The organism is Cupriavidus taiwanensis (genome assembly GCF_900250075.1).
Classification (GTDB): Bacteria; Pseudomonadota; Gammaproteobacteria; order Burkholderiales; family Burkholderiaceae; genus Cupriavidus; species Cupriavidus taiwanensis_C.
Genome location: NZ_LT977071.1, coordinates 1,129,646 through 1,154,327, shown reverse-complemented (window position 1 = coordinate 1,154,327; position 24,682 = coordinate 1,129,646). Strand labels below are relative to the sequence as shown.

General features: G+C 69.6%; 25 protein-coding genes. 13 read left to right on the top strand and 12 right to left on the bottom strand.

Features of this window, described 5'->3' with window-relative positions; all coding sequences use genetic code 11:
* The first annotated feature begins 217 nt into the window (after positions 1-217).
* A complete protein-coding gene (locus tag CBM2588_RS21665) occupies positions 218-1,417 on the top strand; it encodes a CaiB/BaiF CoA transferase family protein (RefSeq protein WP_115682420.1) in 1,200 nt (399 codons plus the stop codon).
* Positions 1,414-2,277: a citryl-CoA lyase gene (locus tag CBM2588_RS21660; protein WP_115682419.1), complete on the top strand. Its 864-nt coding sequence runs from the start codon at positions 1,414-1,416 to the stop codon at positions 2,275-2,277. The genes CBM2588_RS21665 and CBM2588_RS21660 overlap by 4 nt, the downstream gene beginning before the upstream one ends.
* A gap of 46 nt (positions 2,278-2,323) precedes the next feature.
* Here the strand turns inward: CBM2588_RS21660 and CBM2588_RS21655 are convergent, their stop codons facing one another.
* A complete protein-coding gene (locus tag CBM2588_RS21655; protein WP_115682418.1) occupies positions 2,324-3,571 on the bottom strand; it encodes a GGDEF domain-containing protein in 1,248 nt (415 codons plus the stop codon).
* Positions 3,572-3,778: 207 nt separating this feature from the next.
* On the bottom strand, positions 3,779-4,528 hold the full coding sequence (locus tag CBM2588_RS21650; RefSeq protein WP_115682417.1) for an IclR family transcriptional regulator: 750 nt from the start codon (positions 4,526-4,528) through the stop codon (positions 3,779-3,781).
* A gap of 419 nt (positions 4,529-4,947) precedes the next feature.
* On the opposite strand from CBM2588_RS21650, the gene CBM2588_RS21645 reads away from it, so the two are divergent.
* Positions 4,948-5,181: an IclR family transcriptional regulator gene (locus tag CBM2588_RS21645; protein ID WP_231942229.1), complete on the top strand. Its 234-nt coding sequence runs from the start codon at positions 4,948-4,950 to the stop codon at positions 5,179-5,181.
* Between the two features lie 162 nt (positions 5,182-5,343).
* Complete coding sequence (locus CBM2588_RS21640; protein ID WP_115683683.1) at positions 5,344-5,709, top strand: helix-turn-helix domain-containing protein; 366 nt, start codon at positions 5,344-5,346, stop codon at positions 5,707-5,709.
* Between the two features lie 2 nt (positions 5,710-5,711).
* On the opposite strand, the gene CBM2588_RS21635 is transcribed toward CBM2588_RS21640, so the two are convergent.
* The 7 genes from CBM2588_RS21635 to soxC all read right to left on the bottom strand — a co-directional run bounded on the left by CBM2588_RS21635 (position 5,712) and on the right by soxC (position 12,270).
* A complete protein-coding gene (locus CBM2588_RS21635; RefSeq protein ID WP_115682415.1) occupies positions 5,712-6,482 on the bottom strand; it encodes a class I SAM-dependent methyltransferase in 771 nt (256 codons plus the stop codon).
* Positions 6,483-6,543: 61 nt separating this feature from the next.
* Complete coding sequence (locus tag CBM2588_RS21630) at positions 6,544-7,425, bottom strand: ABC transporter permease (RefSeq protein WP_115682414.1); 882 nt, start codon at positions 7,423-7,425, stop codon at positions 6,544-6,546.
* Positions 7,426-7,440: 15 nt separating this feature from the next.
* Complete coding sequence (locus CBM2588_RS21625) at positions 7,441-8,277, bottom strand: ABC transporter ATP-binding protein (RefSeq protein ID WP_115682413.1); 837 nt, start codon at positions 8,275-8,277, stop codon at positions 7,441-7,443.
* A 2-nt stretch (positions 8,278-8,279) separates the two neighbouring features.
* Positions 8,280-9,290, bottom strand: a complete 1,011-nt coding sequence (locus CBM2588_RS21620; RefSeq protein ID WP_115682412.1) for an ABC transporter substrate-binding protein — start codon at positions 9,288-9,290, stop codon at positions 8,280-8,282.
* Between the two features lie 81 nt (positions 9,291-9,371).
* Positions 9,372-10,301 (bottom strand): TauD/TfdA dioxygenase family protein, encoded by a 930-nt coding sequence (locus CBM2588_RS21615; RefSeq protein WP_172583650.1) that lies wholly within the window; start codon positions 10,299-10,301, stop codon positions 9,372-9,374.
* A 153-nt stretch (positions 10,302-10,454) separates the two neighbouring features.
* On the bottom strand, positions 10,455-11,042 hold the full coding sequence (locus tag CBM2588_RS21610) for a c-type cytochrome (protein WP_025584263.1): 588 nt from the start codon (positions 11,040-11,042) through the stop codon (positions 10,455-10,457).
* A complete protein-coding gene (gene soxC, locus CBM2588_RS21605) occupies positions 11,029-12,270 on the bottom strand; it encodes a sulfite dehydrogenase (protein WP_115682410.1) in 1,242 nt (413 codons plus the stop codon). The genes CBM2588_RS21610 and soxC overlap by 14 nt, the downstream gene beginning before the upstream one ends.
* A 215-nt stretch (positions 12,271-12,485) precedes the next feature.
* On the opposite strand from soxC, the gene CBM2588_RS21600 reads away from it, so the two are divergent.
* From CBM2588_RS21600 to CBM2588_RS21570, 7 genes are all read left to right on the top strand, one after another.
* Positions 12,486-13,616: an ABC transporter substrate-binding protein gene (locus CBM2588_RS21600; RefSeq protein WP_111516707.1), complete on the top strand. Its 1,131-nt coding sequence runs from the start codon at positions 12,486-12,488 to the stop codon at positions 13,614-13,616.
* A gap of 4 nt (positions 13,617-13,620) precedes the next feature.
* The gene (locus CBM2588_RS21595) at positions 13,621-14,457 is read left to right on the top strand and encodes an ABC transporter permease (RefSeq protein WP_115682409.1); all 837 of its coding nucleotides are present in this window, start codon (positions 13,621-13,623) and stop codon (positions 14,455-14,457) included.
* 12 nt (positions 14,458-14,469) lie between these two features.
* On the top strand, positions 14,470-15,267 hold the full coding sequence (locus CBM2588_RS21590) for an ABC transporter permease (protein WP_115682408.1): 798 nt from the start codon (positions 14,470-14,472) through the stop codon (positions 15,265-15,267).
* Positions 15,268-15,300: 33 nt separating this feature from the next.
* Positions 15,301-16,095: an ABC transporter ATP-binding protein gene (locus CBM2588_RS21585; protein WP_115682407.1), complete on the top strand. Its 795-nt coding sequence runs from the start codon at positions 15,301-15,303 to the stop codon at positions 16,093-16,095.
* 26 nt (positions 16,096-16,121) lie between these two features.
* A complete protein-coding gene (locus CBM2588_RS21580) occupies positions 16,122-17,084 on the top strand; it encodes a TauD/TfdA dioxygenase family protein (protein WP_025584257.1) in 963 nt (320 codons plus the stop codon).
* A gap of 31 nt (positions 17,085-17,115) precedes the next feature.
* Positions 17,116-18,489 (top strand): LLM class flavin-dependent oxidoreductase, encoded by a 1,374-nt coding sequence (locus CBM2588_RS21575; RefSeq protein ID WP_115682406.1) that lies wholly within the window; start codon positions 17,116-17,118, stop codon positions 18,487-18,489.
* Positions 18,490-18,719: 230 nt separating this feature from the next.
* The gene (locus CBM2588_RS21570; protein WP_115682405.1) at positions 18,720-19,994 is read left to right on the top strand and encodes an O-acetylhomoserine aminocarboxypropyltransferase/cysteine synthase family protein; all 1,275 of its coding nucleotides are present in this window, start codon (positions 18,720-18,722) and stop codon (positions 19,992-19,994) included.
* An 80-nt stretch (positions 19,995-20,074) separates the two neighbouring features.
* On the opposite strand, the gene CBM2588_RS21565 is transcribed toward CBM2588_RS21570, so the two are convergent.
* Genes CBM2588_RS21565 through CBM2588_RS21555 form a run of 3 tightly spaced genes read right to left on the bottom strand, consistent with a single transcriptional unit; the run spans position 20,075 to position 22,686 of the window.
* Complete coding sequence (locus tag CBM2588_RS21565; RefSeq protein ID WP_115682404.1) at positions 20,075-21,046, bottom strand: lysylphosphatidylglycerol synthase domain-containing protein; 972 nt, start codon at positions 21,044-21,046, stop codon at positions 20,075-20,077.
* Positions 21,043-22,275 (bottom strand): cardiolipin synthase ClsB, encoded by a 1,233-nt coding sequence (clsB, locus tag CBM2588_RS21560; protein WP_115682403.1) that lies wholly within the window; start codon positions 22,273-22,275, stop codon positions 21,043-21,045. Before clsB ends, CBM2588_RS21565 begins: the two co-directional genes overlap by 4 nt.
* 54 nt (positions 22,276-22,329) lie before the next feature.
* Complete coding sequence (locus CBM2588_RS21555) at positions 22,330-22,686, bottom strand: hypothetical protein (RefSeq protein WP_115682402.1); 357 nt, start codon at positions 22,684-22,686, stop codon at positions 22,330-22,332.
* Between the two features lie 176 nt (positions 22,687-22,862).
* Between CBM2588_RS21555 and CBM2588_RS21550 the strand changes: the two genes are divergently transcribed.
* Together CBM2588_RS21550 and CBM2588_RS21545 are read left to right on the top strand one after the other, a co-directional pair.
* Positions 22,863-23,684 (top strand): MetQ/NlpA family ABC transporter substrate-binding protein, encoded by an 822-nt coding sequence (locus tag CBM2588_RS21550; protein ID WP_115682401.1) that lies wholly within the window; start codon positions 22,863-22,865, stop codon positions 23,682-23,684.
* Positions 23,685-23,886: 202 nt separating this feature from the next.
* On the top strand, positions 23,887-24,660 hold the full coding sequence (locus CBM2588_RS21545; RefSeq protein ID WP_115682400.1) for an SDR family oxidoreductase: 774 nt from the start codon (positions 23,887-23,889) through the stop codon (positions 24,658-24,660).
* The last annotated feature ends 22 nt before the right edge of the window (positions 24,661-24,682 follow it).

Below are 24,682 nucleotides of genomic sequence, written 5' to 3'. Positions count from 1 at the left end.
TTCCTGCCAGCAAAGTGGCCCGCGCGGCGCAAGGCCGTTGCGGGCGGGGGCGCTATTGTAGGGCAGTCACCGGGTGCGTGCCTGTCGGCTCCGAACGCCATGCCGGCGGCGCGTCCGAGGCAACCTTGACAGGGATGCGGAGCGGCTCCTATGCTGCGTCTGTTCTTTATAAGAGATCGTTGTTCTGTTGTACAGAATACGGATACGGACCCCTGCCATGCAAAAACCATTACGCCATGTTCGCGTGCTCGACCTCACCAATGTGCTGGCCGGGCCGTTCTGCTGCCACCAGCTGGCCCACCTCGGCGCCGAAGTGATCAAGGTCGAAACCCCTGGCAGCGGCGACCTGGCGCGCCAGCTGGGCGCCGACCCGGAGCTGAACCAGCGCCTGATGGGCGTGTCGTTCCTGGCGCAGAACCCCGGCAAGCAGTCGGTCACCCTGAACCTGAAGCACGCCAGCGGCAAGGCCGTGTTCCGCAGGCTGGTGCAAAGCGCCGACGTGGTGGTCGAGAACTTCCGGCCGGGCGTGATGGAACGCCTGGGACTGGGCTATGAAACCCTGAAGCAGGACAACCCGCGGCTGATCTACTGCGCGATCTCGGGCTTCGGCCAGGACGGGCCGCTCGCGGGGTTGCCGGCCTATGACCAGATCATCCAGGGCATGGCCGGCGTGATGCAGATCACCGGCGACGCGCTCAGCGCGCCGCTGCGGGTGGGCTATCCGGTGTCCGACACCATCGGCGGGCTGACCGCGGCGCTCGCGGTGTCGGCGGCGCTGGCCGATACCGGGCGCACCGAGGGCTATTTCATCGATGTTTCGATGCTCGAGGCGACGCTGGCCACGATGGGCTGGGCGGTATCCAACCACCTGATCGCGGGCCGGGCGCCCACGCCGATGGGCAACGAGAACATGACCGCGAGCCCGTCCGGCACCTTCCGGACCGCCGACGGCCTGCTCAATATCGCCGCCAACAAGCAGGAACAGTTCGAAGCGCTGTGCCGCGTAGTGGGCCGCCCGGCGCTGGCTGACGATGCGCGCTTCGCGCAGCGGCAGGCGCGGCTGGCCAACCGGGCCGCGCTGACGCAGGCGCTCGAAGCCGAACTGGCGACCCGGCCGGCCGCCGAGTGGTGGCCGCTGCTGACCGCGGCCGGCGTGCCCGCTGGCCCGGTGCTGGACGTGCCGCAGACGCTGGCCCATCCGCAGGTCAGCGAGCGCGGCATGATCGGCGACTTTGCCGACGCCCCCGGGGTGGGCCGCGACATCCGCGTGGTGCGCACCGGCTTCAAGCTCAACCGCGAAGCGCCGGCGGTCGACACGCCGCCGCCGCAACTGGGCCAGCACACGCGCCAGGTGCTGGGCAGCCTGGGCTACAGCGATGCGGACATCGATGCACTGAACCGGGAGGGTGCGATATGAGCGGCAGCCAGACACAGGACGACGGCATGGATGCGGGCCAGCAACTGTCGCAGGACTGGTGGCGCACCGGCATCATCGACATGCGCCCGGGCGAGATCCGCTACCGTGGCTACCCGATCGAGCAGCTGATCGGCCGGGTGTCGTTCGCGCAGATGATCTGGCTGATGCTGCGCGGCGAGCTGCCCGGGCCGGGCCAGGGCGAACTGCTGGACGCGGCGCTGATGGCCGCGGTCGACCATGGCCCGCAGGCGCCCAGCATCGCCATCGCGCGCATGGCCGCAACGTGCGGCGTGGGGCTGAACAATGCCATGGCATCGGCCGTCAACGTGCTGGGCGACGTGCATGGCGGCGCGGGCGAGCAGGCGGTGGCGCTGTACCACGACGTGGCGCAGCGGCTGGACGCCGGCAGCACGATGGCGCTGGCGGTCGAAGACGCGCTGCGGCACTACCGCGACCTGCACGGCAAGTACGTCGGCGGCTTCGGCCACCGCTTCCATCCGGTCGATCCGCGCGCGCCGCGGCTGCTGGCGCTGGTCGCGCGGGCGGCGCAGGACGGCGTGGTGAGCGGCCGCTACGCGGGCATCGCGCGCGCGATCGAGGCTGCGCTCGGTGCCGGGCGCGGCAAGCCGATCCCGATGAACATCGATGGCGCCACCGCGGTGATCTACGCCGAACTGGGCTTTGCCGCGCCGCTGGCGCGCGGGCTGTTCTGCCTGTCGCGCTCGGTCGGCATCCTCGCGCACGCGTGGGAGCAGCAGTGCGAGGGCGGGCGCAACAAGGGCCCGATGCCGCGCCAGTTCCTGTGGCGCTATGACGGCGCGCCGCCGCGCGACGTACCGGAACCGCACAAGCCCACATAAAAGTCCGCATCAGCGGCAACACCCGCCGGCAGGCCGGATCGCGCGCTCAGCCGGCCAGGTCCGGTTGCGGCTGCAGCAGCGGCGCAGCCGCCGCGCCGGCGGCGGGCTGCGCCATCGACGACGCCAGCACATAGCGGTCGCGCCCATGGGCCTTGGCGTGGTAGAGCGCGCGGTCGGCATCGGCGAACAGGGTCCGCCACAGCGCCTCCCGGCTGCCCGCGCCGCCGCGCAGCTGCGCCACGCCGATGCTGACGCTGGCATGGCCGCGCCCGGCGGGCAAGGCGATCGCATGCACCTTGCGCAGCACGCGGTTGGCCAGTGCCGAGGCCTGCTGCTCGTCGGTATGCGGGCACAGCACGCAGAACTCTTCGCCGCCGTAGCGCCCGGCCACATCCGAGGCGCGGCGCGAGTTGTCCAGCGCCTGCGCCACTTCGCGCAGCACCGCATCGCCGGCGTGGTGGCCGCAGGTATCGTTGACCTGCTTGAAGTAGTCGATATCGATCACCAGGCACGACAGCGGCTGGCCATCGCGCTGCCAGCGCGCCACCAGCGACAGCGCCGACATCTCCAGCGCGCCGCGGTTGAGCAGGCCGGTCAGGGCGTCGATGCGCGCGCCGCTTTCGTTGTGCGCGACGATCTGCTCCATCGCCATCACGGTAAAGCCGAACAGCCCGAGCAGCGTGGCGATCAGCGGCGCCAGCACCCAGGCCGAATCGGCCGGGCCGGCGAAGAACAGGGTCAGCGGCGCCGCGGCCGTGCCGCCCGCGGGCAGGCTCATGGCATGGCTGAAGCCCGCCAGCTGCGTGGCCAGCTGCACCAGGCTGGCCACCAGCACCAGCGGCGCCCCGATGCTGCGGCGCCCGCGCCCGGCGCGCGCCAGCGTGGCGAAAGTGGCCAGCGACACCAGCGCCAGCACGCCATAGACGATGCGCAGCACCAGCTGCGGGCCTTCGGGCAGGCCGCTGGAGGCCACCATCAGGCCGAGCACGATCGCGCCCGCCCCCACCAGCGCACCCGGATGCGCCGGCACGCCGTAGTAGACCCGCACGCCGCGGTAGATCAGCAGCCAGCCGGCGACGAAGGCGAACGCGCCCAGCGTGCCGAGCTGGCCGGTGCCGCTGGCCGCGCTGACCGCCAGCGCCAGGCCCGCGGCCGACACCAGCACATGGCCGAAGGCCCATAGCCGCCCCGCCGTGCTCGCGCGCAGCGCAAACACCAGCCCCGCTGCAATGATCAGCGTGCCGCAGAAAAACACCATCATCACCACCGCAATGGTCTGCTGGTCCAGGTGCAAGGGATTTCCTCAAGGATGCCGTCCGCCTGCCGTCAACATCGATCGGCGGGCATCGGGCCACGGGGGCGCGACGCGAGGCATGCGGGCGCTGATTTCACCAGATGTGACGTCGCTGTTTTTCATGCCAGCCGCATGATAGCCCGTGCCGGCGCCAGCTTGGCACCCCCTGCAAGCCGGGTCGGGTGCACTGCCCGCCGCGGTTTACGGTCAGTCCGGGACGACCGATGCCGGGGTAGCCTGCGGCGCCGTGCCGCCGAGCGCGCGCGTCAGCGAACGCGCTGCCTGCAGCACATCGTCGCGGAAAGCCTCGCGGTAGCGCGCCGCCGGACAGGTCAGCGTCAGCGCCCCGGCCAGCACACCGCCCGGGCCGAACACCGGCGCGGACACGCCGGCCAGATCGGGGCTGCGGTCGCCGACCAGCGCCGCCACGCCGTCTTGCCGGATCCGGTCATAGAGCTCGCCGGGCTCGCCGGCGAAGGCACGCAGCACGCGCGCGCCGGCGCCGCGGTCGCGCGGCAGCAGCTCGCCCGCGCGCACGTGGTCGCGCACCGGTTGTGGCGAATCGACGCGGTACAGGCACAGCCGGTGCCCGCCCTGCTCGACATGAAAGGCCGCGCTCTCGCGCGTGACGTTGACCAGTTCGCGCAGCGCCGGCATCACCACCGCCTCGAGCGAGAACGATGCCGCGTAGACCGCGTGCAGCCGCGCCACCTCCGGACCCAGGCCGTAGCGGCCATCGGCGTGGCGCAGCACCAGCCCGGCGTGTTCCAGCGATGCCAGCAGGCGCAGCAGCGTGCTTTTGTAGAGGCCGCTGCGCTGCGCCAGTTCGGCCAGCGCCAGCGCGCCATCGCCCTGCCGGAACACCGACAGCACGAACAGCGCCCGGTCCACGGCGATGGCGCCGCCGGCGGCGGCGTGCTTGTCGGCTTCGGAAACCTGAGCGGCTTTGCGCGGCATGGCGGGCGGCGGGTGATGAACGGCGAAGGCGTTGGGTCGGAACGATGCGCCACCGTATAGAACGGTCGGGGGGTTGTCAATCCGCGCTGCCGGGCGGGGCCGTGTGCGGTGAAGTCAACGCATGCACGCCAGCATGGTGGCGTTTTTCTGCAACACCCATACGCGGTTGCCTGGCCCGATTGCGCGGTTGCGCAAGCGCGTTCTGCGCCCCTTTGACACCGCATGCGCCACATCGCGCGCCCCGCGCTTAGCCTATTCGCCACTCCTGGCTTTGCAAGCGAAATCAGCGGGGTAAATTGCCCCGGCTTTTGCTTTAGCGGCCGCTACAGCGGATGGATAGAATCATGCGTTGCTCAACTCCGCACCATCCTGCTGTTTCCGCCGCAATGTCTCATCGCCGTGCTATTCCCGACCTTGGTATGACCGTTCCCGCACTCTCGCTTGGTGCCATCCTGGACGACCTGCGCAGCGCCCCGCGGCCGCTGACCCCCGCGGAATATGCATACCTGGCCCAGCTGCGGCTACGCATCGTCACCGGCGACGCCGACCTGTGGACCACGCTCGAAACCGCCGGCGTGCCGTGCAGCGAACGCCGCCTGTCGCCCGATGTGGTGCTGGCACTGACCGCGATCGGCCAGCTGCCGATGCACTGACTGCGTCGCTGCCGCACGCCTCGCCGGAAGATTCCGCACTGCATTTCTGAATCCGGCTGCCCACCTGCCCCGCGCCGCCCCGCTACGATCGATCCACTTCGATCCGCCGGGGACCCGTAGCAGCGCGCGAGCGCGAAACCGCCCCCCGGCCATGACATGGGCATGGCTTACCGACTCATCAACCGGCGCGTCTCGTTCCTCTCCCTGCGTGTCTTTGTCGCGCTGATGCAGCATCGCGACGCCGGCCGCGCCGCGCAGGCGCTCGGGATCCAGTCGCAACGGCTCCATTACCAGCTGCGCCAGCTCGAGACCGCGCTCGGGATGCCGCTGTTCCAGCCGTGCGGCGCCGCCTGGCTGCCCACCGCGGCCGGATTCAATGCCTTGCCCAAGATCTGCGCCATGCTCGAGATCTGGGAGCAGATCCAGGCCAGCACCCGCGCGCGGCGCCGTGCCGAAGCGGAGCGCCAGCGCGAGCGCTGCGCGGTACGCGTCGGCGCGGCATTCTGGGTAAGGCAGGCGACCATGTAGGCTCAGGCGAGCCGTTCGCAGTGATAGGCCTCGGTGCGGTACGGGAAGGCGATCTCGGCGCGGTCCGACAGCGCCGGATGCTGGTCGATGAGGGCGTGCAGGCGCGCGCGCACGCGTGCCTGCTCCGGTTCGGGCAGCGACGCAATGAAGCTGACCGACATGACGCGATCCACGATCACCTGCCGTGGCGGCCCCGCATGCGCGTAGGGCAGGCTCTGCAGCGCCAGCGGCCCGAAGCCCTCGGCGGGAAACAGCCGCTTCCAGTCGCCCTTGTGGAAGCGCGGGGCGTCGCCTTCATACGGCGTCATGATGGCGGTCAGCTGCGCCACCCAGTCCACGCTTTCATCCCGGACGTTCCATACCAGCCCGAGCCGGCCGCCGGGGCGCAGCACGCGGCGAATCTCCGCCAGCGCGCGCGCGTTGGCAAACCAGTGGAACGCCTGCGCGCAGACCACGGCGTCGACGCTAGCGTCTGCCAGCGGGATCGCCTCGGCTCTGCCCTCCAGGGCTTGCACCGGCGCCACCGCGGCTGCCAGCTGCGCGCGCATCTGCGCCACCGGCTCCACCGCGATCACCGCGGCGCCAGTCTGCACCAGCCGGCGCGTGAACTTGCCGGTGCCCGCGCCGAGGTCGAGCACGACTCGGCCGGCATGCAAGCCAAGCGCGCCGCGCAGCCAGGCGTCGGTCTCGGCGGGGTATTCGGGTCGGCCGCGCGCGTAGGTTTCGGCCTGGCTGGCGAATCCCTGGGCGGCGGCCTGGTGGATGGCGGTCATGGGCAGGCTCCGGTTCGTTACCGGAGCCGTAGCCTACGCGCCCGCGCGGCATCGGGCAAGGCTAATGCTGCATGCCCCAGCGGCGCACCGTCAGCCGCTCCAGCGTGGTGAACACCAGCCCCTCGACCAGCAATCCGATCAGGATCACCGCGGCCAGCCCGGCGAACACGCGGTCGGTATAGAGCTCGTTGCGGTTCTGGAAGATGAACCAGCCCAGCCCGCCCTGCCCCGACGACGCACCGAACACCAGTTCGGCGGCGATCAGCGTGCGCCAGGCGAAGGCCCAGCCGATCTTCAGGCCGGACAGGATCGCGGGCAGCGCCGCCGGCACCAGCACCAGCGCGACATAGCGCAGCCCGCGCAGGCCGTAGTTGCGCCCCGCCATGCGCAACGTCGGCGGCACCGCGCGAAAGCCCGCGTACATGTTCAGCGCCAGTGGCCACAGCACCGAATGGATCAGCACGAACACCAGGCTGCCGGTGCCAAGCCCGAACCACAGCAGCGCCAGCGGCAACAGCGCAATCGCCGGCAGCGGGTTGAACATCGCGGTAAGCGTGTCCAGCAGGTCGCGCCCGAGGCGCGTCGATACCGCCAGCGAGGTCAGCACGAACGCCAGCACGATGCCGGCGGCATAGCCGCGCAGCAGCACCGAAAGGGAGATCGCCGCCTTGCCCGGCAGCTCGCCGCTGGCCACCGCCGCGCCAAAGGCGCGCAGCGTGGCCAGGCACGAGGGCAGCAGCAGGTCGTTGTCCTGGATGCGCGCCACGGCTTCCCAGATCAGTCCCAGCGCCAGCAGGATCAGCGCCTTGCGCAGCCAGTCCTGCTGCCACGCGCGCTGGTGCCACGGCAACGCGCGCGCCAGCGGGGCCTCGGTGAACGGCTCGGGCTCGCGCTCGTATTCGGGCCGCAGCGGGTCGGCCAGGGTCAGCGTCGTTTGCGTCATGATGCGATGTCGGTTTCAGCGTGCCGCCGCGCTGCGCGCCGGCGGCGGGTCGATGGTGGCGGGCGCGTCGAACAGCAGGCCGTGGATGCGCTGCGCCGCGGCCTGGAATTCGGCGCCGCCCTGGCTCGCCAGGCTGAACTGGTGGCTGTTGAGCTCCGCGCGCACGCGGCCCGGGTGCGGCGACAGCAGCAGGATGCGGCTGCCCACCACCAGCGCCTCTTCGATCGAATGCGTGACGAACAGCAGCGTGAGCGCGGCGTCGTCGCACAGCGCCAGCAGTTCTTCCTGCATGCGCCGGCGCGTCAATGCGTCCAGCGCGGCAAAGGGTTCGTCCATCAGCAGCACCTTGGGGCGCATGGCCAGCGCGCGCGCGATCGCCACGCGCTGCTTCATGCCGCCCGACAGCGTATGCGGGTAGGCCTCGGCAAAATCGGCCAGCCCGACCTTGTGCAGGCTGTCCAGCGCCAGCTCGCGCGCCTCCGCCCGCGACAACCTGCGCGCCTGCCGCAGCGGGAACATCACGTTCTGCACCACCGTCTTCCACGGCGGCAGCTGGTCGAACTCCTGGAACACCACGATGCGGTCCGGGCCGGGCTGCAGCACACGCCGGCCTTCGAGCCGGATCTCGCCTTCGCTGGGCGGAACGAATCCGGCAACCGCCTTCAGCAGCGTGGACTTGCCGCAGCCGGACGGGCCCAGCAGCACGAAGCGGTCGCCGGCATGCACGTCGAAGCTGACGCGATGGGTGGCGCGCACGATTCGCTCGGGCGTGCGGTATTCCAGCGACACCCCGTCCACCTGAAGCAGGGGCGCGGGCCGGTCCGAAACCACGCGCAGGCTGTGGGTGGCCATGCTCAGCTCCCTTGCGCGGTCACCGGATCCGCGAAGAAATAGTCCTGCCAGGACTTCGGCTGGTTGCGGATCGCGCCGACGCGATGCATGAACGAGGCCAGCGCAAAGGTGTTCTGCGGCGCCACGCGGAACTGCACCTGCGGGTTCTTCAGCACGCGCAGCAGCAGCGCGCGGTCGGTCTTGGCCTTGCTCTGGCGCAGGTAGATATCGGCGGCCGCTTCCGGATTGGCAGTGGCAAAGGCCGCGGCCTCGGCCAGCGCATCGACGAAGGCGCGATAGGTCTTGGGGTTGTCGCTGCGGAACTTCTCGGTCGCGTACAGCACCGTGGAAGAACTCGGACCGCCGAGCACGTCATACGAATTCAGCACGATGCGCGCGTTGGGGTTGCCCACCAGTTCCTGCTCCTGGAACGGCGGATTGCCGAAGTGGCCGGTGATCTCGGTGCCGCCGGAGATGATGGCTGCGGCGGCATCCGGATGCGGCACCGCCACGGTCCATTTGTCGAGTCGGTTGTATTCCTTGTCGCCCCACTGCTTTGCCGCAGCCAGTTGCAGCACGCGCGACTGCACCGATACGCCCACCGCCGGCAGCGCGATGCGGTCCTTCTCGGTGAAATCGGCAATCGACTTCACCTTGGGGTTGTTGCTGACCAGGTAGTACGGGAAGTTGCCCAGCGACGCCACGCCGCGCACGTTCTGCTTGCCGTGGGTGCGGTCCCACAGCGTCAGCAGCGGGCCCACGCCGGCGCCAGCGATATCGATGGCGCCGGACAGCAGCGCGTCGTTGACCGCGGCGCCGCCCGACAGCTGGGTCCATTCGACCTTGATGTCGACACCCTGCTGCTTGCCGTGCTTCTCGATCAGCTGCTGGTCGCGCGCGACATTGAGCAGCAGGTAGACCACGCCGAACTGTTCAGCGATGCGCAGCTTGCCTTCGGCGTGCGCGCTGCCGGTGATGGCCAGGCCGGCGCTCAGCGCCAGCAGGCCGAGCTTGCGGGAAAGACGAGAAAACATGATCAGGACTCCGGAGGATACGGTGGATTGGCGCTCGCCACTGCGAGCGCCCTGGGATGACTTGCGAAACCGCTGCCGCCTTCAGCGCGGCACGTCGCCTTCGATGGTGGTGCGGTACATCACGCGCCGCAGCTCCGGCGGACAGCCCGCGGCAAGATGCAGCAGCGAGCGGTTGTCCCAGAACACCAGGTCGTGCGGCTGCCACTGGTGGCGGTAGATGTGAGCGGGCTTGACGCTGTGCGCGAACAACTGGTCCAGCAGATCGCGGCTTTCATCTTCGGGCAGGCCGACGATGCGGGTGGTGAAGTGCTCGCTGACGAACAGCGCCTTGCGCCCCGTTTCCGGATGGGTGCGCACCACCGGCTGCAGCACCGGCCTGACCTGCGCAATCTGCTCCGGCGTCAGGTTGGGCCGCCACGGGCTGCGCTGCTGCAGCTCGGCATAGCGCGCCAGGTAGGTGTGCTCGGCCTGCAGGCCATCGACGGCGCTTTGCAGCGCCGCCGGCAGCGTGTCCCAGGCCAGGTGCATGTTGGCGAACAGCGTGTCGCCTCCCTCGGCGGGCAGCTCGCGCGCATGCAGCAGCGAACCAAGGCTGGGCTTTTCCTTGTACGACAGGTCCGAATGCCAGAAGTGGCCGGCATCGCCGAGCCCGATCGGCTTGCCGTTCTCGACCACGTTGGAGACCACCAGCACTTCCGGATGGCCAGGCAGCTGGAACTGGTGCAGCACGTGGATCTGCAGCGGGCCGAAGCGGCGGCTGAAGGCAATCTGCTGCGCGGGCGTGATCTGCTGGTCGCGGAACACCACCACGTGGTGGTCGAGGTGGGCGCGATGGATGCGGGCAAAATCCGCGTCGGACAGCGGCTGCGACAAGTCGAGCCCGATCACTTCCGCGCCCAGCGGCGCGTCCAGCGGGCGGATCTCAAAGTTGCCTGCGTCTGCGGAAGATGCGGTGGAATGCGGCGCGCTCTTCTGGCGCGAAACACTGGCGTGGGCGGTTGCGGTCGTCATGGCAAGCTCTGGCATACGGGGGAAGCCGATGCGGCATCCGGGATGCCGCGTACAAGCTTGCACTGTAGAGAGCCGGCCACTGCACGGTCAACGAATCATATCGCTGGCCCTTATCCGCTTATCGCATATCCATGTCTCGACATTGGCGGGCCCTCAGGGCTTGCCGGGGCAGCCGCTGCGGCATGGCACGTTGGCCGTATCCGGGCGCGCGTCGGCGACAAAGCCGTCGCGGTTCGGCATCTTCACCTGCGGCAGCGTGCGCGCGTCCAGCACCGCATCTGCGGGCAGGATGCCGTTCTTGTGCAGCAGCCACGCGGTCACCGCATAGACCTCGTCCGGCGCCAGGCTCTGCGGCGCGTTGTAGGGCATGGCGCGGTTGATGAAGTCGAATACCGTGGTGGCGTAGGGCCAGAAGCTGCCGATGGTCTTGACGGGGTTCTTGCCGCTGGCGGCGTCCTTCAGCGTACCCTGCCCGCCCACCAGCGCATCGGCCGGCTTGCCTTCGCCATTGACGCCGTGACATGCGGCACAGTGCTGCGCATAGACCTGCTGGCCCCGCGCGACCGTGCCGCTGCCTGGCGGCAGGCCCGTGCCGTCCGGGGTCACGTCGATATTCCACGCGGCAAGGTCGCGCTCGCTGGCGGCGCGGCCTATGCCGTAGGTCTGCGCAAGGACCGTTTGGGCAGCGCAAGCCAGTGCCAGCACGGCGGCGGCACCACTGATTCGTTCAAGCGCGCGCATTGGCAATGCTCCCGTCCGCGGCCACGCGCCAGCGCTGGATCGCGTTGTAGTGATAGGTGGAAGCCACGCCGCGCGCGGCCACCAGCTGGTCCGGCGTGGGCTGGACATTGCCGGCTTCATCGATGGCGCGGCTCTCCAGCGCAGCCGGGGCGCCGTCCCAGCGCCACGGCAGGCGGAAGCGCACCAGCGCGCGGTCCAGCACCGGCTCCTGCAGCTGCGCCTCGCGCCAGCTGCGGCCGCCATCGACCGACACCTCGACGCGGCGGATCCGCCCGTGGCCCGACCACGCCAGGCCCGAGATCTCGTAGAAGCCACGTTCGCGCAGCCTGTGGTCCGGCGCGGGGAAGGTGATCACGGACTTCACATCCATCAGGAAGGTGAACTGCCGCGCGCTGCCGTCGGGCAGGGAATCCGTGTATTTCGAAGTCTCTTCGCGCGACATGAACGGTGCGCGGCCCAGCTTCAGGCGCCGCAGCCACTTGATGGACATGTTGCCCTCATAGCCCGGCAGGAACAGCCGCAGCGGATAGCCATGCTCCGGGCGCAGCATTTCGCCGTTCTGCGCATAGACCAGCAGCGCGTCTTCCAGTGCCTTGGCCAGCGGCACGCTGCGCGTCATGGCTGCGCCATCGGCGCCCTCGGCCAGCACCCAGGCCGCATCGGGCGCCACGCCGGCTTCGTCCAGCACCACGGACAACGGCACGCCGGTCCACTCACAGCAAGACAGCAGGCCATGGCTGATCTGCACCGACTTCGCACCGGGCGCCTTCCACTCGCGTCCGGTGTTGCCCGAGCACTCCAGGAAATGGATGCGCGACACCGACGGCAGGCGCACCAGGTCGTCCATGGTGAAGATGCGCGGGCGCGCCACCAGCCCGTGCACCGCCAGCCGGTGCTGCGCCGGGTCGATCAGCGGGATGCCGGCGTGATGGCGCTCGAACACCAGCCCGGTCGGCGTGATGATGCCGCGCAGGTCCTGCAGCGGCGTCATCGACGAGTTGGCGCCAGGCAGCGGCGCCGCGCTGCGGCTGCGCCGCACCACGTCTTTCTCGAACGGGGACGGCTGGCCGTAGGCATGCCACAGCACGGGCTCGCCCGGCGCGCGCGTCCACGGCGCAACCGTCAGGGGTTCAGCGCGCGCCGCGGTGGCGGCGCCCGCCGCGGCGGCGCCCAGCACCGCCCCGCGCTGCAGGAAGCGCCGGCGGCCGGAAGTCAGGTCATTGCTCATCGTGAGGACGTGGCCAGTCTGGTAACGATCAAAATGCGCAGACTGTAGGACAGCACCGGCGCTCGGCCAACGAAGAAGAATGCATGCCGATATGCCAACGCCGCGCTGCGCGCCATATGCGCGGTGCCGATAACCAAAGCCGGAATCATTCGTTCAGGTCCGCGCGCAGCGCCGCTTATCGTGGAGCCGTCCTCAACTTCAAGAAGGTCTGCATCATGACGACCCCGCGCCCCGATGCCACCGCTGCACCCACGCTGACCCGCCGCGAGCTGCTGCGCTGCGCGGCCTGGTCCGGACTGGGCATGGCGGCTTCGCTGTCGCCGCTGTCCGCGTTCAGCGCCAGCCCGGCCGCGCGTCCCGACGTGATCCGCGTCGGCGTGGCCCAGCCCGCCACCGGCACCCCGCCCAGCTTTGCCGGCAGCTCGCTGGCGATTGCCCATGCGCGCGGCTGGCTGGAGGAGTCGTTCAAGCCGACCGGCACGCGCGTGGAGTGGTTCTTCTTCAAGGGCGCCGGCCCCGCCGTCAACGAGGCGCTGGCCAACCGCCAGCTCGACTTTGCGCTGCAGGGCGACCTGCCGTCCATCGTGGCGCGCTCCGCCGGACTGAAGACGCGGCTGGTGCTGGCTACCGGCGTGCGCGCCAACATCTACGTGGGGGTGCCACCCGATTCGCCGCTGAAGACGGTCAGCGACCTGCGCGGCAAGCGCGTGTCGCTGTTCAAGGGCACCAACATGCATCTGCCCGCGCTGCGGCTGCTGGAAGCGAACGGGCTGTCGGACAAGGACCTGCGCCTGCTGAACCTGGACACGGCCGGCTACCTGGCGGCACTGTCCACGCGCGACATCGACGCCGCCATCGGCGCCATGGACATCCTGCGCCTGCGCGACAAGGGCGCGGTGCGCATCCTTTACTCCAGCAAGAACCAGTCGCCGATCTACACACGGCAAAGCCACGTACTGGTGAGCGACGAATTCGCCGGGCGCTATCCGGAGGCCACGCAGCACCTGGTGAAGGCCGCGGTCGAGGCGGCGCGGTGGGCCTCGGACGAGAGCCATCGCGAGGAGGTGCTGCGCACCTGGGCGCGTGCGGGCACGCCTTATGACCACTGGAAGGAAGACTTCGACGGCGAGCCGCTGCGAGTGCGGCTGAACCCGAATTTCGACCCCTTCCTGGTCAGCCGCTACAAGGACGCGGTCGAGCAGGCCTATCGCTTCAAGCTGAGCCGTGCGCGCTTTGACGTGGACCAGTGGATCGACCAGCGCTTCCTGAAGGCTGCGCTCAACGACCTGAGCCTGCAGAGCTACTGGCCCGTCTACCAACCCAACGGCAAGATCCTGGGAGCCTGACATCATGTCCGTCGCCGATTCGCTTTCACTGCCCGCCACCGCGGCGCCACGCGTGGCTGCGCCGCGCAAGCCGCTGCGCTGGCAGGATGCCACCCGCTGGCTGCTGGCCTGGCCGGTGCCGCTGGCGCTGCTGCTGGTCTGGTACGTGGCCGCGCGCAATGCCTGGATTCCGCCGCAGGTGCTGCCCGCACCCGAAGACGTAGCACGCACGCTGGCCGACCTCTGGCAAAGCGGTGAACTGCAGGCCAACCTGGCCATCAGCGCGCTGCGCGTGGCCGGCGGCTTTGCCGTGGGGCTGGCCGGCGGGCTGGCACTGGGCGCGGCCATGGGCCTGTCGCCGACGTTGCGCGACTACGTCTACCCGACCTTCAAGGCCTTCAGCCAGGTGCCGGTGCTGGGCTGGCTGCCGCTGCTGATGCTGCTGGTCGGCATCGACGAAGCGCTCAAGGTGATCCTGATCGCCAAGGCCGCCTTCGTGCCGGTGGCGCTGAACACGTACAAGGGCATCGGCAGCGTGCCGACGCGCTACCTGGAAGTGGCGCGGGTGCTGCAGCTCACGCGCTGGCAGACGCTGTCGCGCGTGGTGCTGCCCGCCGCGGCCGCGCCGGTGTGGAACGGCGTGCGCTACGGCCTGACGCACGCGTGGCTCGCGCTGGTGGTGGTGGAGCTGCTGGCCTCGTCCGAGGGGCTGGGCTACATGATCGTCTACGGGCGCCAGCTGTTCCAGCTCGACATGGTGCTGGCCGCCGTGGTGGTGGTGGGCGTGGTGGGCTTTGCGCTGGACAAGACGCTGGCGCTGGCCGAAGGCGCGGTGCTGCGCTGGCGCAAGCCGGGCTTCTGAGGCGAGGCCGCGATGACCACTTCTGTAATCCGCCCCCGTATCCGCCTGCCCCGCGCCCTGCGCGGCTGGGTGCTGCCGCTCGCGTTGCTCGCGCTGTGGTGGGCCGCCGTGCGCTTTGGCTGGACCACTTCGCCGCTGCTGGTGCCAGTCTCCAGCGTCTGGGACACAGCGGTGCGCCAGCTGCAGAGCGGCGCGCTGGCCACGGCATTGGCCGCCAGCCTGTGGCGCGACCTGGCCGGCTTTGCCATCGGCGCCAGCGCCGGGCTGGTGTTCGGCACGGCGCTGGGCCTGTCGCGCCTGTTCGAACGCCTGGTCGGCCCGAGCTTTCACACGGTCAAGCAGATCTCGCTGTTTGCATGGATCCCGCTGATCTCGGTCTGGTTCGGGCTGGGCGATGCCGCCAAGGTGGTGTTCCTGTCGCTGGCCGCATTCTTCCCGGTGGTGCTGAACACCTTCGAAGGCATCCGCGCCGTGCCGGCCGACCTGATCGAGGTGGCGCGTGTCCTGCGCTTCAGCCGCACCCAGGTGCTTTGGCGCGTGGTGCTGCCGTCGGCGGCCCCGTCGATCTTCGCCGGCATCCACCTGGGGCTGATCTATGCGTGGCTGGCGACGCTCGGCGCGGAGTACCTGCTGGTATCCGGCAAGGGCATCGGCAACACCATGACCGACGGCCGCGAAAACTTCTGGATGGACCTGGTGATCTTCGGCGTGATCGTGGTCGGCCTGGTCGGCTTCACGCTGAACTGGATCGCCAGCCGCATCGAATCCCGCCTGCTCGCCTGGCGCGGGCGCTCTGTGGCCGCGGGCTGAGCCGCGCTGCCCCTTACTGAACGGAGAGAAAAAATGCCACATGCCGGCACGCTAAGCATCGCGCACCTGCACAAGCAGTACGAAGTCGAGGGCCGGGCGCTGCCCGTGCTCGAGGACATCACGCTGACCATCGCCCCGGGCGAGTTCGTCAGCATCGTCGGCGCCAGCGGCTGCGGCAAGTCTACCCTGCTGCGGCTGGTGGTGGGGCTGGAACAGGATTTCCGCGGCGAGATCCTGCTGGACGGCAAGCGCGTATCGGGCACCAGCCTGCAGCGCGGCATCGTGTTCCAGGAGCATCGCCTGTTCCCTTGGCTGACGGTGGAACAGAACATCCGGCTGGCGCTGCTCAACACGCCGGGCAGCGACGCGGAGAAAGACCGCAACGTTGCCCAGCATATCGCGCTGGTTGGCCTGCGCGGCTTCGAGCAGGCCTATCCGCACCAGCTCTCTGGCGGCATGTCGCAGCGCGTGGCGATTGCGCGGGCACTGGTGACGCGGCCGGAGATCCTGCTGCTCGACGAGCCCTTCGGCGCGCTCGACGCGATGACGCGTGCCTACCTGCAGCAGGAGCTGCAGCGCATCTGGCAGGCCGAGGGCATCACCATGATCCTGGTCACCCACGACGTCGAGGAAGCCGTCTTCCTGGGCGACCGCGTGGTGGTGATGGAACCCCGGCCCGGCCGCATCCGCCGCATCCTGCCGGTGGACTTGCCGCATCCGCGCGAACGCGCCGGACTTCCCTTCGCGCGGGCGCGCGATGCCGTGCTGCGCGAATTCGCGGGGCAGGAGCCCGTCGTGCAGCGGGCTCCTGAACCTGAACTCGCCTGACCCAACCCTCTCCCCGGAGCTTCGTGATGACCCAAGCCAACGCCACGCAAGACCAGCCCGTCCAGCTCGACATCCACCCGGTTGCCGGCCGCATCGGCGCCGAGATCCGCGGTGTCGCGCTGCACGGCGACCTGCCGCCCGCCACCTTCGCCGCCATCCGCGCAGCCTTGCTCAGGCACAAGGTGCTGTTCTTCCGCGACCAGGTGCATCTGGACGATGCCGCACAGCAGGGCTTTGCGCGCCTGTTCGGCGACACCGTGCCGCACCCGACCGTGCCTTCGCGCGACGGCACGCAGCTGCTTGAGTTGGACTCGCAGCACGGCGGCCGCGCCAACTCCTGGCATACCGACGTGACCTTCGACCTGGCCTATCCCGCGGTCTCGGTGCTGCGCGCCGTGACCGTTCCCGCCGCCGGCGGCGACACGGTGTGGGCCAACACCGCCGCCGCTTACCAGGACCTGCCCGAGCCGCTGCGCGAACTGGCCGACAAGCTGTGGGCGCTGCATACCAACGACTACGACTACGCGGCCACGCGCGTCAATCCGAGCGACGAAGGGCTGAAGCGCTACCGCGAAGTCTTCACCTCGGCGCTCTACGAGACCGAACACCCGGTGGTGCGCGTGCACCCGGAAACCGGTGAGCGCACGCTGGTCCTGGGGCACTTCGTCAAGAAGCTGCTGGACTACGCGTCGGCCGATTCGGCGCACCTGATTGCCGTGCTGCAGGGCCATGTGCACCGGCTGGAGAACACCGTGCGCTGGCGCTGGCGCGCGGGCGACGTCGCCATCTGGGACAACCGCGCCACCCAGCACTACGCCATCAACGACTATGGCGACGCGCACCGCGTGGTGCGCCGCGCCACCGTCGCCGGCGACATTCCGGTCGGTGTGGATGGCCGCCGCAGCAAGGCGGTGAAGGCGGGCGTGCGCGGCGAGGGCGCGGCGCCGGCCAACCAGTCCGCCGGTGCCGCGCAACGGCAAGCGGCCTGATCCAGCCAGTCTCTTCCGGAGAGCACGATCGATGTCACAGCAAAAGCCGCCGCGCCAGTTGCATCTGGGCGCCTTTCTCCAGGCCACCGGGCACCATGTCGCCGGGTGGCGCCATCCCGGCGCGCAGGCCGATGCCGGGCGCAACCTGGCGCACTACATCGCACTGGCGCAGCGCGCCGAGGCCGCGGGGTTCGATGCGCTGTTCCTGGCGGACGGCGTTGCCATCCGCGGCATGGACGATGCCACCCTGCCGCGCACCGCGCGCGCCGCCACCTTCGAGCCGCTGACGCTGCTGTCGGCACTGGCGGCGGTGACGCAGCGCATCGGCCTGGTGGCGACCGTCTCCACCACCTACAACGAGCCCTTTCATGTGGCGCGCAAGTTCGCCTCGCTCGACCACCTCAGCGGCGGCCGCGCGGGCTGGAACGTGGTGACGTCGTGGTCGGATGCCGAGGCGCGCAACTTCAGCCTCGAGCGTCATCCCGCGCACGCTGACCGCTACGCCCGTGCCGAGGAGTTCGTCGACGTGGTCACCGGGCTGTGGGACACCTGGGAGGATGATGCCTTCCTGTACGACAAGGACAGCGGCCGGCATTTCGATGCGGACAAGCTGCACACGCTGGACCATCGCGGCGCGCACTTCCAGGTGCGCGGGCCGCTCAACGTCCCGCGCCCGCCGCAGGGCCATCCGGTGATCGTGCAGGCCGGCTCGTCCGAGGCCGGGCAGGAGCTGGCCGCACGCACCGCCGAGGTCATCTTCACCGCGCAGCAGTCGCTGGCGGATGCGCAGGCCTTCTATCGCGGCCTGAAAGCGCGGCTCGCGCGCTATGGCCGCACGCCCGACCAGCTCAAGATCCTGCCCGGCGTGTTCCCGGTGGTGGGCCGCAGCGAGGCCGAGGCGCACGAGAAATTCGAAGCGCTGCAAAACCTGATCCATCCGTCGGTGGGGCTGGCCCTGCTGTCGCAGCACCTGGGCGGGATCGACCTGAGCGGCTATCCGCTGGACGGCCCGTTGCCCGACAACCTGGCCGAGCCGAACGGCGCCAAGAGCCGCTTCCAGCTGGTTACCGGCCTGGCCCGGCGCGAGGGGCTCACCATCCGCCAGCTGTGCCTGCGCGTGGCCACCGCGCGCGGCCACTGGTCGATCCACGGCACGCCGCAGTCCATCGCCGACCAGCTGCAGGCGTGGTTCGAGGGCGAGGCCGCCGACGGCTTCAATGTCATGCCGCCCTGGCTGCCGGGCGGGCTCGATGATTTCATCGAACTGGTGCTGCCGGAGCTGCGCCGGCGCGGGCTGTTCCGCGAGCGCTATACGGGCACCACGCTGCGCGAGCACCTGGGGCTGCGCCGGCCGGAGAACCTGCGCTGGCAGCAGCTCGAACCGCCGCTCGCGGTCGGGGCATGAGCGCTGCGCTGCGGCACCGCGCATATCCAAATGCAATAAGTTTCCTTGCCTCGCGCGAGCGCCGTCGGCAACCATAGCAGCCACGCCGCAGGGGCGTGCGCGGGGCGGCTGGTACCATCGCACGGCCTGGTGCGCCCGTGCGGCGCACTGCTCGGCATGCCCGGCGCCAGGGCAGGCACTGCCCCCGCGCGCCGGTCCGGCACCCAACAGCGAGAAGAAGAGAGAAGAAGATGAGACTCGAAACCCTGGCCGTCCACGGCGGCTATTCGCCCGATCCCACCACGCGCGCGGTGGCCGTGCCCATCTACCAGACGGTGGCGTACGCCTTCGACAACGCCCAGCATGGCGCCGACCTGTTCGACCTGAAGGTGGCCGGCAACATCTACAGCCGCATCATGAACCCGACCAACGACGTGCTCGAGCAGCGCCTGGCCGCGCTCGAGGGCGGCGTGGGCGCGCTGGCGCTGGCGTCGGGCATGGCGGCGATCACCTATGCGATCCAGACCATTGCCGAGGCCGGCGACAACATCGTCTCGTCCAGCCAGCTCTATGGCGGCACCTACAACCTGCTGGCGCACACGCTGCCGCAGTCCGGCATCCAGACGCGCTTTGCCGACGGCCGCAATCCGTCCAGCTTCGGCGACCTGATCGATGCCCGCACCAAGGCCGTATTCGTCGAGTCGGTGGGCAACCCGCTAGGCAACGTGGTCGATATCGCCGCGATCGCGCGCGTGGCGCACAACCACGGCGTGCCGCTGATCGTCGACAACACGGTGCCGTCGCCCTACCTGTGCCGGCCATTCGAGCATGGCGCGGATATCGTCGTGCATTCGCTGACCAAGTACCTGGGCGGCCACGGCAACAGCGTCGGCGGCGCCATCGTCGACAGCGGCAAGTTCCCGTGGGCGCAGCACAAGGAGCGCTTCCGCCGCCTGAACGAGCCGGACGTGTCGTATCACGGCGTGGTCTATACGGAAGCGCTGGGGCCGGCCGCCTATATCGGCCGCGCGCGCGTGGTGCCGCTGCGCAATACCGGCGCGGCGCTGTCGCCGTTCAACGCGTTCCTGATCCTGCAGGGCATCGAGACGCTGGCGCTGCGGCTGGACCGGATCACCGACAACGCCCTGGCGATCGCGCGCCACCTGCAGCAGCACACCAAGGTGGCGTGGGTCAATTTTGCCGGCCTGCCGGACCACCCCGACCACGCGCTGGTGCAGCAATACCTTGGCGGCCGCGGGCCCGGCATCCTGTCGTTCGGCCTGAAGCAGGGCGGCCGCGAGGGCGGCGCGCGCTTCCTCGATGCGCTGCAGCTGTTCACGCGGCTGGTCAATATCGGCGACGCCAAGTCGCTGGCCACGCACCCTGCGTCGACCACGCACCGCCAGCTCAATGCCGAAGAACTGCACGCGGCCGGCGTCAGTGAAGACATGGTGCGGCTGTCGATCGGCATCGAGCATATCGACGACCTGATCGAGGACCTGGACCGCGCGCTGGCCGCGGCCTGACCTCCTGCCCGCGGTTTTTCTCCCCTCTCCCGCTCGCGGGAGAGGGGCCGGGGGAGAGGGTAGGCGCATGCACTAGCCGATCACCTCACCTCTTCCTCGTCACCGCGCTTGCCCCGCGCCTCCAGCACGAAATAGCTCACCGCCCCAATCATCAACGGAATAAGGTAATACAGCGCCCGATACGCGATCAGCGCCGCGAGCAGCAGCCCGTGCGGCACCTGGTCGCCCAGCATCGTCAGGAACACGGTCTCGATCACCCCGAGGCCGCCCGGGATGCGCACCACCACGCCCGCCAGCCCGGAAGCCAGCAGCACGCCCAGCACCGTGAAGTAGGTCGCATGCGTATGCAGCAGCGCATAGAGGATCGCCCCCATCGACATCCAGTGAGCGGCCGACAGCACGCATTGCAACGCGGCGAAGCGTACCGTGGGCACGTAGATGTCGTGGTCGCGCACGGTACGGTGGCGGCCGTGCCAGAGCGCGCACGCGGCCAGGTAGGCGGCCGGTATGGCCAGCATCAGCACGCCGAGCATCCGCGTCAGCGCCGCGGGAATGCCCCACTCCGGCGGCAGCACCACCAGTTCGCCGGCGAGGATGGTGCCCGCCAGCACCGCATAGCCGAGCCAGTTGGTCGTGACCACCACCACGAACAGGCTCCAGATCTGCGGCGCGCTCAGTCCCGCGCGCGAGTACAGCCGGTAGCGCACGCCCGCGCCGCCCAGCGTGGCGCCCAGGTTGAGGCTGAGCGTGTAGCTGACATAGGAGATCGCCATCACCCGGCGCAGCGGCAGCGGGTGCCCGGCATAGCGACAGCCGAGCACGTCGAACTGGCTGTACAGCAGCCCGCTCAGTGCCACGAAGCCGGCCGCCGGCAGCAGTGTGCGCGCGTTGAAGCCGCGCAGCGCTTCCAGCACCGCGTTCCAGTCGATGGTGCCCAGCTTGCGCGCGATCAGCGCCAGCACGGCGGCAATGAAGAGGATGCCGATGGCACGGCGCCAGGCCGGCCAGTGCGCGTGCTGGCGGATGGCGGTCAGGGCCTCGGCGCCCGTCATTCCGCGCCTCCGCGCAACACCACCACGCGCCGCGCGTTGCGCCGCCCGCCCGGCATCGGCTGCACCAGCCGGGGCGCATGCGCCGGCAGCCAGCCCGCCCAGGACGGGAAGCGCCGCAGGAAGTGGAACATCAGCGTCGCGCCCAGCGCATCGAGGCGGTTGCGCGGAGACTTCAGCCCCGGCGGCACCGCGCGGCAGCGCGCGCCGATCAGCGCTTCCAGCCGGCTGCGCAGGTGGCGTGCAAAGGCTTCATCGCGGATCACGAGATTGGCCTCGAGGTTCAGCGACAGGCTCAGCGGGTCGAGGTTGCTTGAGCCGACCGTAGCCCAGTCGTCATCGACCACCGCGACCTTGCCGTGGAACGGCCGCTCGACGTATTCGAGGATCTGCACCCCGGCGTCCTGCAGCTGCGCGTAGAGCAGGCCGCCGGCGCGCGCCACCCACGGCATGTCGGGCTTGCCCTGCAACAGCAGCCGCACCCGCACGCCGCGCGCGGCGGCCTCGCACAGCGCATGCAGCAGCCGGTAGCCCGGCAGGAAGTACGCGTTGGCGATGATGACCTCGCGCCGCGCCGCGCGGATCGCGTCCAGGTAGGCAAACTCGATGTCGTTGCGGTGGCGATGGTTGTCGCGCGTGACCAGGCAAGCGCGTGCGGGATGCGTGCACGGATCCCGCTCCTCGCGCCCGGCCTGCGGCCCGGCCAGGGACGGCGGCGGGCACGCGCCTGGCATCGCGCGCACCAGGAAGTCGTGGACCTGGCGCGCAACCGGCCCGCGGATTTCCACCGCATAGTCCTGCTTGGCCAGCGGCCCGAACTGGTACAGGTGTTCCGCGGAGAAATTGAGGCCGCCGACGAACGCGACTTCGGCATCGATGGCGATCAGCTTGCGGTGCATGCGCCGGAAGATATGCGTGCGCACGCCGAACAGCCGCGGCCGCGGCGAGAATGTGCAGAACTGCACGCCTGCATCGACCAGGCTGGTGATGAAGGCCGGCGACAGGTCATGCGAGCCGAAGCCGTCCACCGTCAGCGCCACGCGCACGCCGCGGCGCGCCGCCGCCAGCAGGGCTGCGTGCAATTTGTGACCTACCTCGTCTTCAAAGAGGATAAAAGTTTCCAACAGTACGCTTCGGCGCGCGCGCGCAATGGCGTCGAACACGCACGGAAAATACTCCTCGCCGTTCTCCAGCAGGCGGAAGCGGTCGGAAGCGGTCGGCAACTGTGTCATGGCCGGGAAATCGCCGCAAACACCATGCCAGCGAAAAACCGAGGCCGGCCGCTCCTAACCCCGGCGACGGCCGCGCCGCCAGCGGCCCAGCACCGCGGCGGCCAGCGCACCGGCCGCCACGCCGGCAACGAAGATCGCCACCGTCATGCCGCTCCACGGGCCCGCGGCGTCGGCGTCGGCGCTGCCGCGAGCCAGGGGGGCGAGCGACTGCCAGTCGGCGGCGGTGAACTGCGTCATCGCGGGCGCGCCATCGAGCCCGTACACGCAGACCTCGCCGCCGGGCAGCTTGCAAAAGCGCGCCGGCGGACAACTGCGCAGAATGGCCTGGGTCTCGCCCTCGCCGCAGCGGGCGCCGGCGCTGCGCAGCACCTGCAGGGTGACGTCGGGATGCTTGGTCAGTTGTTCGGGCATGGCAGCCTCCCAGGGCAGGGCAAGCGGGTGACGCGTTCCTACAGCGTAGGCCTTATTCCGCCCGGGCATATCGCCATGCGTAATCGCTCGTTCGTCCTTTGGCTGCTTTTCCATACAATGGGCCGATGCCACGGCGCGACGCCGCGAGCAACAACCACATCAAAGGGGAGCATCCGATGCAATACGGGAAATTCGGCCTGGCCGCGCGGCTGGCAGCAGTCGTGCTGGCGCTGGGCGTGGTCCATGGCGCCGCCGCGGCCGATCCGGACAAGAAGGAAATCCGCTTCGGGGCCACCGCGGGCCCGTACGCAGACCAGATCCGCTATGGCGTCAAGCCGTTGCTGGAACAGCGCGGCTACAAGGTCACCATCGTCGAGTTCAGCGACTACGTGCAGCCCAACCTGGCGCTGGCCGACGGCGCCATCGACGCCAATGCCTTCCAGCACGTGGCCTACCTGAAGAAATTTTCGGCCGACCGCAAGCTGGCCCTGAGCGACGTGGTCCAGGTGCCGACCGCGCCGATCGGCATCTACAGCCGCAAGCACAAGGCGCTGGCCGAGGTGAAGCCGGGCAACACCGTGTCGTTGCCGAACGATCCGACCAACCTGGCGCGCGCCATCGCCATCCTGCAGCAGATCGGCTGGGTCACGCTCAAGCCAGGCACCGACCCGATCCGCGCCAGCGAACGCGATATCGACGCCAACCCGCACAAGCTCAAGCTGGTCCAGCTCGAAGCCGCGCAGCTGCCGCGCTCGCTCGACGATGTCGACTATGCCTTCGTCAACGGCAACTATGCGCTGGCCTCGGGGCTGAAGCTGACCTCGGCGCTGGCGCTGGAGAAGATTCCGGACTACTACATGAACCTGGTCGCGGTGAAGACCGCCGACCTGAACAAGCCCTTCGTCAAGGACATCCGCGAGGCCTACCAGTCCGCGGAGTTCAAGGCGGTGACGCAGCAGCGCTTCGCCGGCTTCGTGCCGCCGCCGTACCAGCGCTGAACGCTGCGCCCGGCCCGCAAGGCGCGCCACGGGGCGCGCCTTCGCTTTGACTTCTACGGGCCGGCACGGCACCGCCGCCGCGTCCGATGCCGCCCCGCATTGTTCTGGTTTTCTGGATGATCTATCCAGTCGCCGCCGATTTATTCCCACCTCTTGCCCGCCTAAGCTGAAGCCTCCTTCGACGCATCCACAGGAGAGTTTCATGGCTGACCATTCCATCCGCGGCAAGGTCGCGCTGATCGCCGGCGGCGCCAAGAACCTGGGCGGGCTGATCGCGCGCGACCTGGCCGCCCAGGGCGCCCGCGCTATCGCCATCCACTACAACAGCGCGGCCTCGCGCGCCGACGCCGATGCCACGGTCCGGGCGCTCCAGGCAAGCGGCGCCGAGGCCGTGGCGCTGCAGGCGGACCTGACCAGCGCGGGCGCGGTCGAGCGGTTGTTTGCCGATGCCGTGGCCGCGGTGGGCCGTCCCGATATCGCCATCAACACGGTGGGCAAGGTGCTGAAGAAGCCGTTCGCCGACATCAGCGAGGCCGAGTACGACGAGATGTCGGCCGTCAACGCCAAGAGCGCCTTCTTCTTCCTCAAGGAAGCCGGCCGCCACGTCAACGACCACGGCAAGATCGTCACGCTGGTGACCTCGCTGCTGGGTGCGTTCACGCCCTTCTATGCCGCCTATGCCGGCACCAAGGCGCCGGTCGAACACTTTACCCGCGCCGCGGCCAAGGAGTTCGGCGCGCGCGGCATCTCGGTGACGGCGGTGGGTCCGGGCCCGATGGACACGCCGTTCTTCTACGGCCAGGAGGGCGACGATGCCGTGGCCTATCACAAGAGCGCGGCGGCGCTGTCGCCGTTCTCGCCGACGGGACTGACGCATATCGAGGATGTGGTGCCCTTGATCCGCCACTTGGTCAGCGACGGCTGGTGGATCACCGGCCAGACCCTGCTCATCAACGGCGGATACACGACCAAATAAGCCATAGGCCAGCCCGCCAGGC